We start from the raw sequence: 15406 nt of genomic DNA on the forward strand, positions 1-15406 counted from the left end.
ATCCGCCCCGTGCTGTGTAAAGAATTATTCTAGCCGCGTCGTTTCTTAGATTCCCGCTCCGCAAGCATCTCTTTAATGGCGCGCTTGAGACCGGGACCGTACTCGGGGTGGTCGAGGCCAAAATCCACGCAGGCCCGGATAAATCCGCCTGGGTTACCCAGATCATGGCGCTTGCCTTCGTGAATCACGATGTGCACGGGGTGGCCTTGCTCAATGAGCAGCTCGATGGCATCGGTGAGCTGCAGCTCCCCGCCCTTTCCTGGGGGAATACGGCGCAGCGCATCAAAAATCGAGCGATCCAGCAAATAGCGGCCGGTCGCCACAAAGTTCGACGGCGCTTCATCGGCATCGGGCTTTTCCACCATGCCCACTACCTTGCGCACGCTGCCCTCGCCGCACTCCTCGACGTCGAAGACGCCATAGTTCGACACTTCATCGTGCGGCACCTCGAACGCGCACAGAACCGAGCCACCCCTCTCCGCGCGGACCTGAGCCATGTCCGCCATGACACCCATGGGCATCACGATGTCGTCGGGCAGCATCACGGCCACCACATCTTCGTCATCATCGAGGACCGACTCCGCCAAGCCCACTGCATGACCCAAGCCCAAGGGTTGATCCTGTTCCACAGGCACGGCGTCGATCAGGTTTTCCGCACGCTCCACCTTGCGCAGCTGATCCATTTTGCCGCGTTCGCGCAGCGTGTCCACCAGTTCGGGATAGGGCTCAAAATGTGCGAGCACATCGGATTTTTGTGGCGCAGTGATGATAGCCAATCGAGAAGCGCCCAGCTGGGAGGCCTCTTCAGCGATTAACTCGATACCGGGGGTGTCCACTACCGGCAGGAGTTCCTTGGGGACGCGCTTGGTTGCGGGCAGGAAGCGGGTGCCTAAACCCGCAGCCGGCACAACCACAGTCTTAACAGAGTGTTCGTGATTCTCGATTGGCACGGTCATAACTGTTAAGACTACCTACCCCTATCCTCACTTCCATGCTTTGACTCTCCCCTTAATTCCCCGCGTGCCTATGCTGGGGCTATGAGCGCAGAGTCCTCCCCCGCCGAGCATGCCCCAGAGAAAGCCCGTCTCCGTCGTGAGATGATCGCTCGACGCCGCGCACTGAGCACCGCCGCGCGCGAGGCGGCCAATGAAGCCCTGTGCACTCATGTGTCCAATCTCATGATGTCCATCGGTGCCCGGCGCGCCGCCGCCTATGTGCCGTTGGCTACCGAGCCAGGTGGCGACGCGCTCGTCCCGGTCCTCGCCTCGTGCCTCGAGCAGCTCTATCTGCCCATTTCCGAGCCGGAGGGGCAGTTGAGCTGGGCGGAGTTTCGCGGCTTCGAGCACACCCGCACCGGCCCCTATTCCATCCCAGAGCCCACCGGCCCGCGCCACCCGAGCAGTGTGTTGAGCGAGCTCGACGTGATGATTGTGCCGGCTTTGGCGGCTACCCCGCAGGGGTGTCGTTTGGGCAAAGGGGGCGGCTACTACGATCGCGCGCTGGCCTCCCGCGCGGCGCTTCGCCCCCTCGCCGCTGTGTTGCTTTTCGACGATAACCTGCTGCCGCAGCTGCCTACCGAGGATCACGACGCGCCTGTGGACATCATCATCACTCCCTCGGCGATCCGCAGCGTGGAATAGCACGCCGCTAGCTCACCCAGGACGAGAATGGGGAACCTGGTGCTAGCGCTGCTGCGTCTATTGCAGATATGAGCTCCTCTCTTGATTCTCGATTGCGTTCTTTTACTCAAGCCCTCCTCACCCCGAGCTATCATCGCGCCCGCCTGCTGCGCTGGTGTATCGCTGGGCTGTGCCTCGTGGTGGCCGCGGTGTCTGCGCTGGCGCCACTGCGTAGTAGCGATCCCGCCGCGGTGGTGCTCAGCCGCGATGTGGCCGCCGGTGAGGAGATCGCCTCTGCCGATCTCAGAGTGATCTCCGTTCCCGACCGGCTGCGCCCGGAGGGCGCCTATGCTGCGGTGGAGGAGGTCAGCGGCCAAGTAGCGGCCTCGGCGCTCCGTGCGGGAGAGATCCTGCACCCGGCGCGGGTGCTCGGCCCCGAGCTCACAGCGCAGCTCGCCATGGGTTCCCCGGGTATTCCCGATGCCACGATGGTGCCGATCACCGTGGCTGATCCCGCCGTGGCCGGTTTGCTCCAGCACGGCGATAGCATCAGCATTCTCACCTGGGCCGATAACCGCGAGGAGACGGTCACCATCGCCGAGCACGCGCGGGTGGCATTGACCCACCACCCAGCGGATACGGACGCGCAGCCAGGCACCATCCTGGTGGTGCTCTCCCAACCGGAGGCTCACGCGGTGGCCGCCGCGGCGCTGCACGGCCCTCTCACCGTCGTGATCACCGGAGCCCGCGCCGGTAGCAGTGTGGACAGGGGTGCGGACGCGGCCCATGCAGATGAACAGCACCTGGCGCCGCCACCTGCCTCCGCAGCGGATAACGCACCGCATAGCGGCTGATTGAGCAGCTGGGCTAAGATACTGCCTCGACTTTAAGGCGAGGCCTGAGCCCCTCCGAGTGTGCTGCACTCGGCGAGCTAAGACCACTCGCTAGAGGTCCTGTGTGTCGAGGCGACACTGCCGGTGGCAGGCGCTGGCCGACACCTGAGCTCGTGCCCACCCTCTCTCTTCATTTTTAAGGACGTTTTCCATGCTCAAGGGTTTCCGCGACTTCATCTTGCGGGGCAATGTGATCGATCTGGCCGTGGCGGTGGTGATTGGCTCCGCGTTCACCGCCTTGGTTACTGCCTTCTCCGATAACATCATCGAACCTGTGCTAGCGCTGTTTGGCTCCACCGATGTCAAGGGTCTGGCTTTCCAGCTCGATCACAATAAGCCCAGCACCGTCGTGAATGTGGGCAAGCTCATCACCGCGGCACTGAACTTCCTGATTATGGCGGGCGTGGTCTACTTCCTCTTCGTTGCACCGATGAATGAGTTCCGCGCCCTGCAGGCCGCCCGCAAGGGAGTCAAAGACGATGAGGAAGCGCCTGCTTCTGTAGAAGAGGAGCTGCTCGGCGAGATCCGCGATCTGCTCAAGGCCCAGGTCGCAGCCTCTGCCGACTCCCCCAGCGCGGCTGGCACCGCGGCTGACTCCGGGACCGCCAGTACGAGCACCGCTGGGCCGGACAGTTCGTCTGCGGAGAAGCCCTCACACTCTTAAGAGCTGCGCCTACGCGCGGACGTTCTTCCAGCACAACGCCGCCCCAGCCTGGCACCCTCATGGTGTTAGGCTGCGGCGGCGATTATTCTGCGCTTAGGCGCTAGTCCCCGTGATGCGGCGGGCGGTTCTGCGTCCAGAACTCGGCGCTGAGCCGCCCATCTGCGTCTATGGGCGCTCGTTCTTCCACGACGCCGTCGCTATCGACATCGACGGTGCGGTCGCGATCTCCGCGGGTATTTTCGGCTCCGGTGATGCGGCGATAGAAGTCAATCGAGTCCACGCTGCGATCAATATTCTCCGCATCGGAGAGACGACGGGCGCGGCGGCGCGGCCGCGATTTTCTCGACGGGGGTTGTGCCACTAGTCTTCTACACTCCAATTCTGCAGCTGCTCGATCACGTGATCCACCAGCGGCAAGAGCGTGGCCATGCCATCGCGAATCGCCGCCCGCGAGGGGGCGATATTAACCACCACGGTGGAACCAGACACCCCAGCCACGCCGCGGGAGACGCACGCATCCACGGCACCGCAGGCCAGCCCGGAGGAGCGTAGCGCCTGAGTAACGCCGTTGAGTTTCAGATCCAGCACCGCCTCGGTGGCTTCTGGGGCCTTATCGCGCGGGCCCACCCCAGTACCGCCGATGGTAATCACCAGATCGGCGCCACCGACCACGGCGGTTTCAATGGCGGTACGGATTGCGGATTCATCCGAACGCACCGACACGACCGCGTCGACCGCATAGTTGCCCTCTTCGAGCAGCTCGGTCACGAGGCGGTCGGTGTCTTTGCCGCTGGCGATGACGTGATCGGTCACCAACACCACGAGGGCGTGGTGCACGGTGCGCCGGCCAGCGACTTCTTCCCGTTCGGAGGCCTGCAGAAATTCTGCCGATGGTTCCTCGATGTCGGCGAGGCGTTGCGCAGCTCGATCAGCTGCGGAGTTGAAGTTATCGTCAACCATGTCGACCTTTTCTGATCGGGGAATCTACGAGTGCTGGCTATCAATCTACTCGTTCGGCAGCGTAACCTCGACCATTCGCGGATTCTCGCCATTGTCATCGACAATTTCCAGCTTGATCGTCGCCCCGAATTCTTGGGAGCGCACCGCTGTGATCAGCGCATCTGCACTGTCGATGGCGCGATCATCGACCCGCGAAATAATATCTCCGGGCTTCACTCCAGCGGCCTCGGCGGGGCTACCCGGCTCCACCTCGGCCACCACGGCGCCATAGGGCGAGGGGCTGCGCGATACCCGCGCCCCGATAATCGGCTGCTTCACCTTGCCGGTCTCCACCAACTGGTTGGCCAGCCGGCGCGTCTGGTTGGAAGGAATAGCGAAGCCGACACCAATGGAACCGGCGCTTCTGCCGCCCCCGGTGGAGGTGGTGGCAATCACCGAGTTCATTCCCACGAGGTTGCCCTGCATGTCCACCAGCGGGCCACCGGAGTTGCCGGGGTTGATCGCTGCGTCCGTTTGGATGGCGTCGATAAGCGAGGACTCGCCGGCGCGATTGCCTGCGGCCCGGATCGGGCGGTTCAGGGCGGAGACAATACCGCTGGTCACCGTGGCCTCGAGCCCGAGGGGCGAGCCGACGGCCACCACCTGCTGGCCTACCTTGAGATCATCGGAGTTACCGAAGGTCATCACGGTGAGATTGCGGGCGTTGCGCAGCTTAATCACGGCCACGTCGGTATCGGAATCACCGGCGATGAAATCGGCTTGATAGTGCTGGCCATCGTGCATCGTCACGACGATCGGGGAATTCTCGCTGCCGGCCACCACGTGGTTATTGGTCAGGATGAGCCCGTCTTCGGAGATCACCGAGCCCGAGCCTTCCGCGGTTTGGGTGGTAATCGACACCACGGCCGGCAGCACCCGGCTGGCGACGTCTTCCACGCTGCCCTCTGCGGCAGCGCCGGTGCGCTCCACGGGCTGTTCGGCGAGCGCGTTGACCCGATCCGAGCGCGGCGAGCTGCCCGTACCGGAATTAGCCACCACCAGGCCGGTGATGCTGCCGGCAGCGACAGCGCCCACAAGCATCATGGCCATCGCCGTGACAAAGCCGACCTGGCGCTTGGGTTTCTGCTGCGGCGCGGCGGGATCGCTATAGTCGCCCTCCGGCACCGCGTTCGGGCCGGGCTGTTGGGCGCCCGGCTGTGGCTGCGGGTTCTGCGGCTGCGGGTTCTGTGGCCCAGCCCACGGGGTGCCGGCCGCGTGCTGCGCCGGCTGTCCAGGCTGCGCGGGTTGTGCCGGCTGTGCAGGCTGCGCGGGCGCGCCCTGCTGCGGCGCCGGCTGATCGGCGGGCCCGAATTGCTGGGTAGGTTGGTCCTGCCAGCGGCCATAGGGGTTGGTGCTCGGGGACTGCCAGCCGGACTCGGCGCCGTGAGCCTGCGCGGACTCGGTGGATTCTGATCCGTTTTGCTGGCCCCACGAGGGAGACTCGGAGGGGCGGGGCGTGGTGTTATCTTCGTTCATAAATCCTTATTATTCACCTTGATTGTGGGGAATGACTGGCGAAGAATATCGCGCTTACTGACAGTTGTCTGTCAGTTTCCTTGGAAGCCCGCCGCCTAGTTTTCTCGGTTACGTTCCCACAGCGCGCCGAAGATTTCTTCGCGCGAGCCCTGCTGCGGAAATTCCTTTATGGGGCTTTCGCGCTTATCGACGTCGCCCTCCGCCGGCTCCATCTCTTCGTCTTGGGCCTCCGGATTGCTGGGCTCACCCGGCAGCTGCACGCGCATCAGCGCCCCGCCGCTCTCGGATTCCTCGGCGACGATCGTGCCGGCATGGCGTTCGATCACCTGCTTGACGATAGCCAGCCCCAGCCCGGAGCCGGGCATGGAGCGCGATTGCACCGAGCGGTAGAAACGCTGGAACACCTTCTCGCGATCTTCCACCGGAATACCTGGTCCGGAGTCCGCGAAGGTGAGCTCCACGAGATCCTCCCGCACCGGATTCATGGCGATGCGCACCACCCCATCGGAGGGCGACCATTTGGCCGCATTATCCATCAGGTTCAAGGTGGCGCGCCCCAGCGCGAAGGGATCACCGTAGAGGAACCAGTCGGTGGTCTGCATCTCAAATGCCACATCGGGGCGGCGTCGCTCCACGCGGGACAGCGACTCCTCCATGACCTCGGCGAGATCGACCAGCTCCACTACTTGTTGGGGGCCATCCTCGCGGGCCAAATCCACGAGATCACCAATCAGGGTGGACATCTCCTCGATCTGGGCGACCACATCGCGCTCCAGATCATTGCGGTCCTCCTCGCTGATCGCCGCCCCATTGCTGCGGGTGACCATCATCAACAGCTCGATATTGGTGCGCAGCGAAGTCAAGGGGGTTTTCAGCTCATGCCCGGCATCGGCCACCAGCTCCGCCTGGCGGATACGGGAGGCCTGCAGGGCCGCCAGCATGTCATTGAAGGAGCGGGTGAGCTGCGCCAGCTCGTCATCGCCGACCACGGGGATCGGGCGGAGATCGTCCGTGCGGGCCACATAGTCCACGGCCTGCTGGAGCCGGCCCACCGGGCGTAGACCGGTGCGGGCAATCACCATGCCGGTGGCAATGGCGATGAGCACGCCCACACCACCAATGGTGAGCAGCATCAACCCCAGGCTGGTGATAATGCGGTGGGTGTTTTCTAGGTCCTGGGCCAGAATCACCGTAGCGCCATAGTCATTGCGCACCGCCACCACGCGCTCATCGCCGTTATTGCGGCGGCTCAGCTGCTGGGCGCCATTAATCACCCTGATTTCGTCGAAAAGCTGAATCTGATCGCCTACCCCAGAATGCGAGCCGGGCGGGAAATACGCCACGCGCATGGAGGGGTTGTAGTTTTTAAAGCGCAGAATCTCGGCTTCGGGGTTGTAGATAAACACCGGATCGAGGCTCTTCGATAGCAGGGTTTCCGCTTTGCTCTCGAGCTCACGGTCGACCGAGTTCGTCATCGCGGTCGAGACCGTCCAGTAGGCGGCGATGGTCATGATTCCTACGGCGACGGCCACCATAAAGGCCGCGACCATAGACAAACGCCACCGCAGCGGGGAACGATTCCACCCGCCGAGGCGCCTATCCATTTCAGCATCGGTGCCCGAGTCGGCGATATCACCGTCCTCGGGCACTGATGTAGACTGCCGCAAAATCACGGTGCAGTCTCACGCAGCACGTAGCCGACACCCCTCACCGTGTGAATCAGGCGGGGCTCGCCATCGGCCTCGGTCTTGCGGCGCAGATAGCCGATGTAGACCTCGAGCGCATTGCCGGAGGTGGGGAAATCATAGCCCCATACTTCTTCGAAGATCGCGGAACGGCTGAGCACATGCGTCGCCCTCGAGAGCAGCAGCTCGAGCAGCGCGAACTCGGTGCGAGTGAGGCTGATCTGGCGCTGGCCACGGAACACATCACGGGTTTCGGGGTTCAGGCGCAGGTCGGAATAGACCAAATCGGCGGTGGTTTCTGGGCCGATGGCCTCGGCGGCGGCGCGGCGCAGCAAGGAACGCACCCGAGCCAGCAGTTCCTCGAGTGCAAAAGGCTTGGGCAGGTAGTCATCGGCACCCGCATCCAGACCGGCCACGCGGTCCGAGACACCATCGCGTGCGGTGAGCACCAGAATGGGACGATCATCGCCGCGGCTGCGCAAGGTGCGGCACACCTCGAGGCCATCGACGCGCGGCATCATCACGTCCAAGATCAGCAGATCGGGCTGCTCCTGTTCGGTGAGGTCCAGAGCGTCTTGGCCATCCTCGCCCATGACTACCTCATAGCCATTGAACGTCAGGGAGCGGCGCAGCGACTCGCGTACCGCTTGTTCGTCATCAACTACCAGAATTTTCATGAACTCTATTGTGCCCTATGTATCGCCAAACATACCTACGATGACGCCGATTTTAGACTCTTTACAGAAAGCTTTTTAGCGGCTGACAGCGAACCCACAGCTTTAGTGTGACCTGCCTCGCCGCTGCCCGCGCACACGCGCCCCACCCCTCCCCCACAACGCGGCGCAGTGCCGTGGCCGGGGTGGCACATAAACAAAACCCACCGCCGTCGCAGGCGATGGGTTCTGTGCTTATCTCAGCTGGGCGCCAGGCGCCGCAGCGGACATAGTTATCAGGTGTTTTTCGCGCTTAGAACTGCTCGAGGTCCACCAGGCCGAGCTTGGCGGCCTTCACCAGACGCTTCGGAATGCGGTAGGTCTGGCCGTCGATCTTGACTTCCTGGAGTGCCACGTTGTTGGCCTTCCACTGAGAGCGACGGGAACGAGTGTTGGCACGCGACATACGACGCTTTGGTACTGCCATGATGTATTCCCTCCTTTAGGCCTTCTTGTTGCGGCGAACTCGGTTGCCGTAACGACGTTGGAACTTCTCGACTCGACCAGCGGTGTCCATGACACGCTGAGCGCCGGTCCAGAACGGGTGAGACTCGCTGGTGACGTCAACGACGATAAGCGGGTACTCGTTGCCGTCCTCCCACTCGACGGTGCGAGAGCTACCGGCGGTGGAGCGGGTCAGGAACTTGTGGCCCGTACCAGCATCCTGGAAAACTACCCAGTGGTAGTCAGGGTGGATGTCCTTCTTCATAAACTTCGATTCCCTCAGGGTTGAACTTCAGGTCGGTCGCGCGCATCACGCCGGCATAGTCCTTGAAATGTATAAGTGACCAGCCACGGCGCACGTCGTGCCTGAGTTGGGTTTCTTTAGGTGTGCAGTTCTGCGCGGCAGCCACGGCCACCGAAACGATGGCTATGTGCTACTGAGCGCGGTTCGCTCATCGCCACCGCCCATGCCTCGCGCGCAGCGGACATAGGCGTGCACGATGGCACTCGAAACATCCTACACACCGGCATTGTTCCTGCAAAACTCCCCCAACCTCGCACGAGTTCCACGTCCCGGCTCTGCCGCGGGGTTGCGGCGGCGAGGGGATGGCGTCGATAAGCCACGCACAGGGCTCTACATATATAGAGCCTCCTGCGTAATGACATGTAATCCGCGCGCCACATCTACCCCACGCACCCCAGCAGTGGCCGGCGCGATAGCAAATGAGCAAGCGATTAGGGATTTCACGCGAAAACATGTATTGTTATCGCTTGCTGTTGTCGAAGTATTCGTTTACGCCCCGTCGACGTGGCTGTGAGCCGCGCCCCGATGCCTTTTTTATTTTTGAGGCCTTGTGCGAGCAGCGGCTCCAGAAGAGTCAGACGTGGGCGGCTAGGAGAAGGAAACCCATGTCGGCTATTTGCCAGGTAACGGGACGCAAGCCGAGTTTCGGCAAGTCCGTCTCGCACTCGCACCGACGCACTAACCGCCGTTGGAGCCCCAACGTGCAGCGTCGTCGTTTCTACGCCCCTTCTTTGGGTCGTACCGTAACTCTGAATGTGTCCACCAAGGGCCTGAAGATCATCGACCGCGATGGCATCGACGCCGTTGTTACTCGACTCATCGCACGTGGGGAGAAGATCTAACTTATGGCACGTAATGACATCCGCCCGATCATCAAGCTGAAGTCCACCGAGGGCACCGGCTACACCTATGTGACTCGGAAGAACAAGCGCAATAACCCCGATCGCATCACGCTGAAGAAGTATGATCCGATCGCCCGCAAGCACGTCGAATTCCGCGAGGAGCGATAATCTATGGCTAAGAAGTCTAAGATCGCCAAGAACGAGCAGCGCAAGGAAATCGTCGCCCGCTTTGCGGAGCGTCGCGCTGAGCTCAAGGCCATCATCAAGAACCCGAACACCTCTGACGAGGACCGTTTGGATGCGCAGTACGAGCTGAACCGTCAGCCCCGCGACGCCTCCCCGGTCCGCGTGCGTAACCGCGACGCCCACGATGGTCGTCCCCGCGGCTACCTCCGCAAGTTCGGCCTGTCCCGTGTCCGCGTTCGCGGCATGGCTCACCGTGGTGAGCTTCCGGGCGTCCGTAAGTCCAGCTGGTAATTAGGGAGTTTCAATGAAGCGTAATTTTAAGAAGGCGCGGATGGAACAGTCCCGCCGCCCCAAGAAGAACCCTCTGAAGGCTCTGGGTATCGAGAAGGTTGACTACAAGGAAGTCAACACTCTTCGTACCTTCATCTCTGACCGCGGCAAGATTCGTTCCCGCCGCGTCACCGGGCTCACCCCGCAGCAGCAGCGCCAGGTCGCTACCGCTGTGAAGAACGCCCGCGAGATGGCCCTCCTGCCGTTCACCAGCCGCTAAGCCGACTGGGACGCACTCTAATCGCTTACGCGATGACAGCGCACTGTTGCCGCTGGCATTCGTGACACGGCAAGAGTTTTCAGCAGTACAAGGCGCATATCTCCCACATTTCGGGAGTTATGCGCCTTTTGCTTATCTCCAGGCTTGGTAGTCTTTTGCTAACCGTCCACCTCGCACAAGAAAGCCCACCTGTGCCCACTTCACTGCATCCCTCCCTCCGCCAACTACTCGAGCAAGCGCCCCAGTGCCACAGCCTCGCCATGGCTCGTGACATCCTCGAGGAATCCCATATTCTGCTGCGCAACGCCATCTCCCACGAGGACAAGGTAGATGCGTGGTCGCTCACCCGGTGGTTCTCCGATGTGGTGCAGGCCGTGCTGCACTCCCCCGCGGTGTCGCAGCTCTGCGGTGGCGCCACCATCGTGGTCACCGGCGCCTTCGGCCGCGGCCATGGCCTGCCCACCTCGGGGGTGCAGTGGCTCAGCGTGCTCCGCGAGGGGCAGAGCAGTGACGACGCCGCCCTCGCCCACTTCTGCGAATCGTCCGGTCTGACCGTGCACGCCACCCCCGATAGCTTCACCCCCGCGGATAAGCAGGAATGGATCCGCCGGATCCACGCATCGGTCGAGCGCGGCGATGGCGAAGCCATGGGGCTTTTCGCAGATGCCGGTACCTGGGTGGCCGCCGAACTCGCGGCCGCGGTGGCCAGCGATGCGGAGCTGAGCACCCCGCTGCTCAGCCACGCCGCGAAGGTGCGCCCGCCGGCGATCGAAGTCATCGATGGCCTACCGAAGCGCGACCGCGTCGTGGATATGCACGCTGAACTGGTGGTACCGCTGGCCAAGCTGGCCCGGTGGGCGTCGATGCGCGCCGGCAGTACCGTGACGGAAACGGATCGCCGCATCGCCGCCGCGGAGGTGGCTGGTGTACTCAGCCATCACGAAGCCGCCTATGCTCGGGAGGCATGGACGGCGGCGATCACCCTCCAGCTGCACCGCTGGGCGGACCGCGCTGGCGGGCACGTCATGCGCTGGGATCTGCTCCCGCAGCTGGATCGTTCCGCCTTTGGCGCAGCGTCCCGACTACTATCGGATGTCTTTGCGGCCGTTGAGGCTCGCTATAATCAGGCGCACAGCGTCGAGGAGGGAAAATAATGGCCGGAGCAGTAGGACGTCCCCGCAAAAATAGCGATCGTCGGCGCGGCAACAATGCCCGAGAGGAAATCCTCGACGCCGCCGCCGAGTTGTTCACCACTAAAGGTTTTTCCACCACCTCCACCCACGAGATCGCGGACGCGGTGGGCATGCGCCAGGCGAGCCTGTACTACCACTTTCCTTCTAAGTCGGATATCTTTCTCACCCTGCTGAAGTCCACGGTGGAACCGTCGATGGTGGTGGCCGCGGAGCTTGGCGCCTCGGATATCACGCCCGAGATGCGCCTGTGGGCCCAGGTGGCCGCCGAGACGCGGCATTTGCTGTCCACGCGATGGAATGTGGGCAAGCTCTATCAGCTGCCGATGGCCGCCTCGGAAGAGTTCACGGAGTTCCACCGCCAGCGCGGGGATCTTTCCCAAATCTTCCGGGACCTCGCCGCGGAGATCGTCGGCCCCGATGATCCTCGCACCTTCCTGCCGCGGCATATCGCCCAGTCGGTGGTGGATATGCGCCCTAATGATGGCACCATCCCCTTCCCGCTGGCGATCGATAGCCTGCCCGAGCCAACGGTGATTCTGGCCGACGCCGCCCTGGCGGTGCTCAACGCCGAGCTGCCAGAGCGCCGCGAAGAAACGGCACTGGAGCTCATCACCAAGGTGCAGACCAGCTAGTCCGCGCTCTCCGTGGCCTCGCCGCTGCGCTCGAGAAGCCGATGCGCCAGGGTAATCAGCGGGGTATCCACCATTTCCCCATCGAGGGAAAACGCGCCTGGGTGTCGGCGGCTTTCCGCCGCGATGCGCCGGGCCCAGTCCAGCTGTGCCGCACTCGGGTGAAAGGCGCGGCGCACCGTCTCCACCTGGCTGGGGTGGATACAGGGATAGGCGGCAAAGCCCATGCGCGCCGAGTCGAGCGCCTCGGTGTAGAGCCCCTCGAGATCCGTGAAGTCTTGATACACCGCGTCGATGGCGAACTTGCCCGCCGCGGCGGCGTGAATAAGGGTATGGGAGCGCAGATAGTCCAGCGGCGCCCGATAGCGGCCGGGAAAGGGCTCATCGTCTTGCTGGCGCGAGCTCGCCCCGCCGAGGCCGATGGTGAAATCATCGGCGCCCCAATACAGGCCCACCACCCGCTCATCGCGGGCGATCTCGGCGGTATGCAGCAGCGCCTCGGGCAGCTCAATGATCGGCACAATATCGAGTCCGTCGAGCAGCGGGGAATCCGGCAGCGGGCCGGTGACCTTCGGGATGATCACCGAACGATACGGCGTCTCTGCGACGCAGCGAAGATCATCCTCGTGGTGCTCATCCTGCGGGCCCACCACCCGCACGAAGGTGCGTGCCGGGTCGAGATCGGACTCGCGAATGGTGGCGTAGGCACTCGCCCGATCCACCGTCCCAGCACCATCTTCTAAATCGAGGATCACCATATCCGCCCGCGCGGCGGCCTTGGGGATGATCTCTGGGCGATTAACGGGGGCGAAGAGCAAAGCGGGCCCTGCGAGATGGAAAGTGCTCATGCCAGATCAGTCTAGCTGTCACCGTCCTCCTCGCAGGGCCCGCTGCGCGTAGCCGCACCGCGACTGCGGCCATAGCCGCTCGCAGCGCCGGGTTTAGTGCGCGAAGTGGCGGGCGCCGGTGAAGTACATCGTCACGCCGGCCTTGGTGGCGGCCTCGATCACTTCATCATCGCGGATGGAGCCGCCGGGCTGCACCACGGCACGAACTCCAGCTTCAGAGAGCACCTCGAAGCCATCGGCGAAGGGGAAGAAGGCATCGGAGGCGGCCACCGCACCGCGGGCGCGCTCCTGCTCCCCTGCCAGGGTATTGGCGCGCTCGACCGCGAGCTTGGCGGCGTCCACGCGATTGACCTGCCCCATGCCCACACCCACGGTGGCACCATCGTGGGCGAGTAGGATGGCATTGGACTTGGTGGCGCGCACCGAGCGCCATGCGAACTCGAGATCGGCCAGGGTGTCCTCGTCCACGGCCTCACCGGCGGCGAGGGTCCAGCCGGCCGCGGTATCGCCCTCGGCCTGGAGGCGATCGCGCTGCTGCACGAGCAGACCACCGGAGATTTCACGGGTCTCATACTGCTGCTGCTCGGGGGCGGGGCAGAGCAGGATACGAATATTCTTCTTCTGCTGCAGGATCTCTACCGCACCGTCTTCATAGCCGGGGGCGATAATCGCCTCGGTGAAGATCCCAGAGACGGTTTCCGCCATCTCCTTGGATACGGCACGGTTGGCGGCAATGATGCCGCCGAAGGCAGACATCGGATCGCAGGCGTGGGCGCGGCGGTGGGCCTCCGCGATGGATTCCTCCGATACCGCGATACCGCAGGGGTTGGCGTGCTTGATGATCGCCACACAGGGACGCTCGTGGTCCCAGGCGGCGCGCCAGGCTGCGTCGCCATCGGTGTAGTTGTTGTAGCTCATCTGCTTGCCGTGCAGCTGGGTGGCGCGCGCCAGTCCCTCATGCTCGGCGTCGTTGAGATACAGGGCCGCGCTCTGGTGCGGGTTCTCGCCATAGCGCAGGGTTTCCTGCAGGGTATAGCTGGCGCCACGCCATGCGGGGAAGGTGTTGTCGGCATCGTCCTGCTGGTGCAGCTGCTCGCCCATCCAGGTGGCCACGGCCACGTCATAGGCGGCGGTGTGCCGGAACGCCTCGGCGGCGAGTTCGGTGCGCTCGGCCCGGCTAAAGCCGCCGCTGGAGAGCGCCTGGGAGATGGCGTCGTAATGCGCAGGCGAGGTGACCACGGCTACCGAGGGGTGATTCTTCGCGGCGGCACGCACCATGGAGGGACCGCCGATGTCGATCTGCTCCACGCAGGCGTCGAAGTCTGCGCCGGAGGCCACGGTCTCGCGGAAGGGGTAGAGATTCACCACCACCAGCTGGAAGGCCTCCACGCCCAGCTCCTCGAGCTGGGAGAGGTGATCGTCCTTGCGGGTGTCGGCGAGGATGCCTGCGTGCACCTTCGGGTGCAGCGTCTTAACCCGCCCCTCAAGACACTCGGGGAAGCCGGTAATGGCCTCCACGGGGGTCACGGGAACCCCGGCCTCCTCAATGCGGGCAGCGGTGGAGCCGGTGGAGACAATATCCACGCCGGCCTCGTGCAGATCACGCGCGAGAGACTCCAACCCAGTCTTGTCATACACGCTGATCAATGCGCGCTTAATAGTCTTGCGATCCTCGCTCATATGAGCTTGTTCCTAACCTTTCGCAGTATGTCTTTCGCCAACAATGGTCTCTGGTGCGCAGCGCCTGCCGTAGCGGCGCAGGCTAGCTGCGGGACAGAGTGTGCAGCACATCAACGATGGCCTGCCGCTCTACTACTTTGATGCGCTCATGCAGGCTGGCTTCGGTGTCATCGGCGTGCACCGCAACGGGGCGTTGCTCGATGATCTCGCCGGTGTCCACGCCCTCGTCAACGTAATGAACCGTCGATCCGGTGACTTTCACCCCGTAGTTCAGCGCATCCCGCACCGCGTGCGCGCCCGGGAATGCGGGCAGCAGCGCCGGGTGGGTATTAATGACCCGCCGCGGGAAACGCTCGAGAAACTCGGGGCTGAGGATGCGCATAAAGCCCGCTGAAACAACAAAATCTGGCTGCAGCGCCGCTACGGCCTGCGCCAGATCTCGGTTCCAGTGGTCTCGCTCCGCGCCGCCACGAAAGGGCACGAGCTCTGCCTGCACTCCAGCGGTGCGGGCCCGCTCCAGGGCCTGGCATTCACAATCCGCCACCAGTCCACATACGCGATACGCCTCATCCTGGGCGTCCATGATGGCCTGGGCAAGAGTGCCGGAGCCCGATGCCAGAATGACGATGCGCATGGGCTGCAGATCAGTGCTCGGGGTAGTGCTATGGGGTGAAGTCACGA

At 63.4% G+C, this 15406-nt stretch carries 20 protein-coding genes; 9 read left to right on the forward strand and 11 right to left on the reverse strand.

What is annotated here, in order from left to right; all coding sequences use genetic code 11:
* Window positions 1-29 precede the first annotated feature (29 nt).
* Window positions 30-956, reverse strand: a complete 927-nt coding sequence (locus tag KR227_RS02735) for a UTP--glucose-1-phosphate uridylyltransferase (protein ID WP_218363599.1) — start codon at window positions 954-956, stop codon at window positions 30-32.
* 81 nt (window positions 957-1037) lie between these two features.
* Between KR227_RS02735 and KR227_RS02740 the strand changes: the two genes are divergently transcribed.
* From KR227_RS02740 to mscL, 3 genes are all read left to right on the forward strand, one after another.
* Window positions 1038-1640 (forward strand): 5-formyltetrahydrofolate cyclo-ligase, encoded by a 603-nt coding sequence (locus KR227_RS02740; protein WP_218363600.1) that lies wholly within the window; start codon window positions 1038-1040, stop codon window positions 1638-1640.
* A gap of 68 nt (window positions 1641-1708) precedes the next feature.
* A complete protein-coding gene (locus KR227_RS02745) occupies window positions 1709-2473 on the forward strand; it encodes an SAF domain-containing protein (protein WP_218363601.1) in 765 nt (254 codons plus the stop codon).
* A gap of 190 nt (window positions 2474-2663) precedes the next feature.
* The gene (gene mscL, locus KR227_RS02750) at window positions 2664-3176 is read left to right on the forward strand and encodes a large conductance mechanosensitive channel protein MscL (protein WP_218363602.1); all 513 of its coding nucleotides are present in this window, start codon (window positions 2664-2666) and stop codon (window positions 3174-3176) included.
* A gap of 100 nt (window positions 3177-3276) precedes the next feature.
* Here the strand turns inward: mscL and KR227_RS02755 are convergent, their stop codons facing one another.
* The 7 genes from KR227_RS02755 to KR227_RS02785 form a co-directional block, all read right to left on the reverse strand.
* The gene (locus KR227_RS02755; RefSeq protein ID WP_218363603.1) at window positions 3277-3537 is read right to left on the reverse strand and encodes a hypothetical protein; all 261 of its coding nucleotides are present in this window, start codon (window positions 3535-3537) and stop codon (window positions 3277-3279) included.
* Entirely contained in the window at window positions 3537-4136 is a 600-nt protein-coding gene (locus KR227_RS02760; protein WP_151530048.1) for a molybdenum cofactor biosynthesis protein B, read from the reverse strand. Before KR227_RS02760 ends, KR227_RS02755 begins: the two co-directional genes overlap by 1 nt.
* Before the next feature lie 45 nt (window positions 4137-4181).
* Window positions 4182-5651, reverse strand: coding sequence for a S1C family serine protease (locus tag KR227_RS02765; RefSeq protein WP_218363604.1), 1470 nt, complete (start codon window positions 5649-5651; stop codon window positions 4182-4184).
* 95 nt (window positions 5652-5746) lie between these two features.
* On the reverse strand, window positions 5747-7300 hold the full coding sequence (locus tag KR227_RS02770) for an ATP-binding protein (RefSeq protein WP_370625145.1): 1554 nt from the start codon (window positions 7298-7300) through the stop codon (window positions 5747-5749).
* Window positions 7301-7320: 20 nt separating this feature from the next.
* The gene (locus tag KR227_RS02775) at window positions 7321-8013 is read right to left on the reverse strand and encodes a response regulator transcription factor (RefSeq protein WP_151548952.1); all 693 of its coding nucleotides are present in this window, start codon (window positions 8011-8013) and stop codon (window positions 7321-7323) included.
* Window positions 8014-8302: 289 nt separating this feature from the next.
* Complete coding sequence (gene rpmF / locus KR227_RS02780) at window positions 8303-8476, reverse strand: 50S ribosomal protein L32 (protein WP_151530045.1); 174 nt, start codon at window positions 8474-8476, stop codon at window positions 8303-8305.
* A gap of 15 nt (window positions 8477-8491) precedes the next feature.
* Window positions 8492-8758: a type B 50S ribosomal protein L31 gene (locus KR227_RS02785; protein ID WP_018019288.1), complete on the reverse strand. Its 267-nt coding sequence runs from the start codon at window positions 8756-8758 to the stop codon at window positions 8492-8494.
* A gap of 644 nt (window positions 8759-9402) precedes the next feature.
* Between KR227_RS02785 and rpmB the strand changes: the two genes are divergently transcribed.
* The 6 genes from rpmB to KR227_RS02815 all read left to right on the forward strand — a co-directional run bounded on the left by rpmB (window position 9403) and on the right by KR227_RS02815 (window position 12200).
* The gene (gene rpmB / locus KR227_RS02790) at window positions 9403-9639 is read left to right on the forward strand and encodes a 50S ribosomal protein L28 (protein WP_151530044.1); all 237 of its coding nucleotides are present in this window, start codon (window positions 9403-9405) and stop codon (window positions 9637-9639) included.
* A gap of 3 nt (window positions 9640-9642) precedes the next feature.
* Window positions 9643-9807: a 50S ribosomal protein L33 gene (gene rpmG / locus KR227_RS02795; RefSeq protein ID WP_151530043.1), complete on the forward strand. Its 165-nt coding sequence runs from the start codon at window positions 9643-9645 to the stop codon at window positions 9805-9807.
* Window positions 9808-9810: 3 nt separating this feature from the next.
* Window positions 9811-10116, forward strand: a complete 306-nt coding sequence (gene rpsN / locus KR227_RS02800) for a 30S ribosomal protein S14 (RefSeq protein WP_151530042.1) — start codon at window positions 9811-9813, stop codon at window positions 10114-10116.
* A 13-nt stretch (window positions 10117-10129) separates the two neighbouring features.
* On the forward strand, window positions 10130-10375 hold the full coding sequence (gene rpsR, locus KR227_RS02805) for a 30S ribosomal protein S18 (RefSeq protein WP_026161376.1): 246 nt from the start codon (window positions 10130-10132) through the stop codon (window positions 10373-10375).
* Between the two features lie 191 nt (window positions 10376-10566).
* Entirely contained in the window at window positions 10567-11529 is a 963-nt protein-coding gene (locus tag KR227_RS10895) for a putative nucleotidyltransferase substrate binding domain-containing protein (RefSeq protein ID WP_218363605.1), read from the forward strand.
* A complete protein-coding gene (locus KR227_RS02815) occupies window positions 11529-12200 on the forward strand; it encodes a TetR/AcrR family transcriptional regulator (protein WP_151530040.1) in 672 nt (223 codons plus the stop codon). The genes KR227_RS10895 and KR227_RS02815 overlap by 1 nt, the downstream gene beginning before the upstream one ends.
* On the opposite strand, the gene KR227_RS02820 is transcribed toward KR227_RS02815, so the two are convergent.
* The 3 genes from KR227_RS02820 to purN form a co-directional block, all read right to left on the reverse strand.
* Window positions 12197-13045, reverse strand: a complete 849-nt coding sequence (locus KR227_RS02820; protein ID WP_218363606.1) for a CoA ester lyase — start codon at window positions 13043-13045, stop codon at window positions 12197-12199. The genes KR227_RS02815 and KR227_RS02820 overlap by 4 nt on opposite strands.
* Before the next feature lie 93 nt (window positions 13046-13138).
* A complete protein-coding gene (gene purH / locus KR227_RS02825) occupies window positions 13139-14725 on the reverse strand; it encodes a bifunctional phosphoribosylaminoimidazolecarboxamide formyltransferase/IMP cyclohydrolase (protein ID WP_218363607.1) in 1587 nt (528 codons plus the stop codon).
* Between the two features lie 82 nt (window positions 14726-14807).
* Complete coding sequence (gene purN / locus KR227_RS02830) at window positions 14808-15359, reverse strand: phosphoribosylglycinamide formyltransferase (RefSeq protein WP_218363685.1); 552 nt, start codon at window positions 15357-15359, stop codon at window positions 14808-14810.
* Window positions 15360-15406: the final 47 nt, after the last annotated feature.

It is taken from the genome of Corynebacterium sp. TAE3-ERU30 (assembly GCF_019209925.1).
In the GTDB taxonomy this organism is placed as follows: domain Bacteria; phylum Actinomycetota; class Actinomycetes; order Mycobacteriales; family Mycobacteriaceae; genus Corynebacterium; species Corynebacterium megadyptis.

What these genes read in the sequence shown, in the direction of transcription:
- rpsN (WP_151530042.1), top strand. Translation starts at nt 9,811, where the DNA reads ATGGCTAAGAAGTCTAAGATCGCCAAGAACGAGCAGCGCAAGGAAATC.
- purH (WP_218363607.1), bottom strand. Translation starts at nt 14,725, where the DNA reads ATGAGCGAGGATCGCAAGACTATTAAGCGCGCATTGATCAGCGTGTAT.
- KR227_RS02735 (WP_218363599.1), bottom strand. Translation starts at nt 956, where the DNA reads ATGACCGTGCCAATCGAGAATCACGAACACTCTGTTAAGACTGTGGTT.
- KR227_RS02815 (WP_151530040.1), top strand. Translation starts at nt 11,529, where the DNA reads ATGGCCGGAGCAGTAGGACGTCCCCGCAAAAATAGCGATCGTCGGCGC.
- purN (WP_218363685.1), bottom strand. Translation starts at nt 15,359, where the DNA reads ATGCGCATCGTCATTCTGGCATCGGGCTCCGGCACTCTTGCCCAGGCC.
- KR227_RS02740 (WP_218363600.1), top strand. Translation starts at nt 1,038, where the DNA reads ATGAGCGCAGAGTCCTCCCCCGCCGAGCATGCCCCAGAGAAAGCCCGT.
- rpsR (WP_026161376.1), top strand. Translation starts at nt 10,130, where the DNA reads ATGAAGCGTAATTTTAAGAAGGCGCGGATGGAACAGTCCCGCCGCCCC.
- rpmG (WP_151530043.1), top strand. Translation starts at nt 9,643, where the DNA reads ATGGCACGTAATGACATCCGCCCGATCATCAAGCTGAAGTCCACCGAG.
- KR227_RS02785 (WP_018019288.1), bottom strand. Translation starts at nt 8,758, where the DNA reads ATGAAGAAGGACATCCACCCTGACTACCACTGGGTAGTTTTCCAGGAT.
- mscL (WP_218363602.1), top strand. Translation starts at nt 2,664, where the DNA reads ATGCTCAAGGGTTTCCGCGACTTCATCTTGCGGGGCAATGTGATCGAT.
- KR227_RS02745 (WP_218363601.1), top strand. Translation starts at nt 1,709, where the DNA reads ATGAGCTCCTCTCTTGATTCTCGATTGCGTTCTTTTACTCAAGCCCTC.
- KR227_RS02820 (WP_218363606.1), bottom strand. Translation starts at nt 13,045, where the DNA reads ATGAGCACTTTCCATCTCGCAGGGCCCGCTTTGCTCTTCGCCCCCGTT.
- rpmF (WP_151530045.1), bottom strand. Translation starts at nt 8,476, where the DNA reads ATGGCAGTACCAAAGCGTCGTATGTCGCGTGCCAACACTCGTTCCCGT.
- KR227_RS02775 (WP_151548952.1), bottom strand. Translation starts at nt 8,013, where the DNA reads ATGAAAATTCTGGTAGTTGATGACGAACAAGCGGTACGCGAGTCGCTG.
- KR227_RS02760 (WP_151530048.1), bottom strand. Translation starts at nt 4,136, where the DNA reads ATGGTTGACGATAACTTCAACTCCGCAGCTGATCGAGCTGCGCAACGC.
- rpmB (WP_151530044.1), top strand. Translation starts at nt 9,403, where the DNA reads ATGTCGGCTATTTGCCAGGTAACGGGACGCAAGCCGAGTTTCGGCAAG.
- KR227_RS02765 (WP_218363604.1), bottom strand. Translation starts at nt 5,651, where the DNA reads ATGAACGAAGATAACACCACGCCCCGCCCCTCCGAGTCTCCCTCGTGG.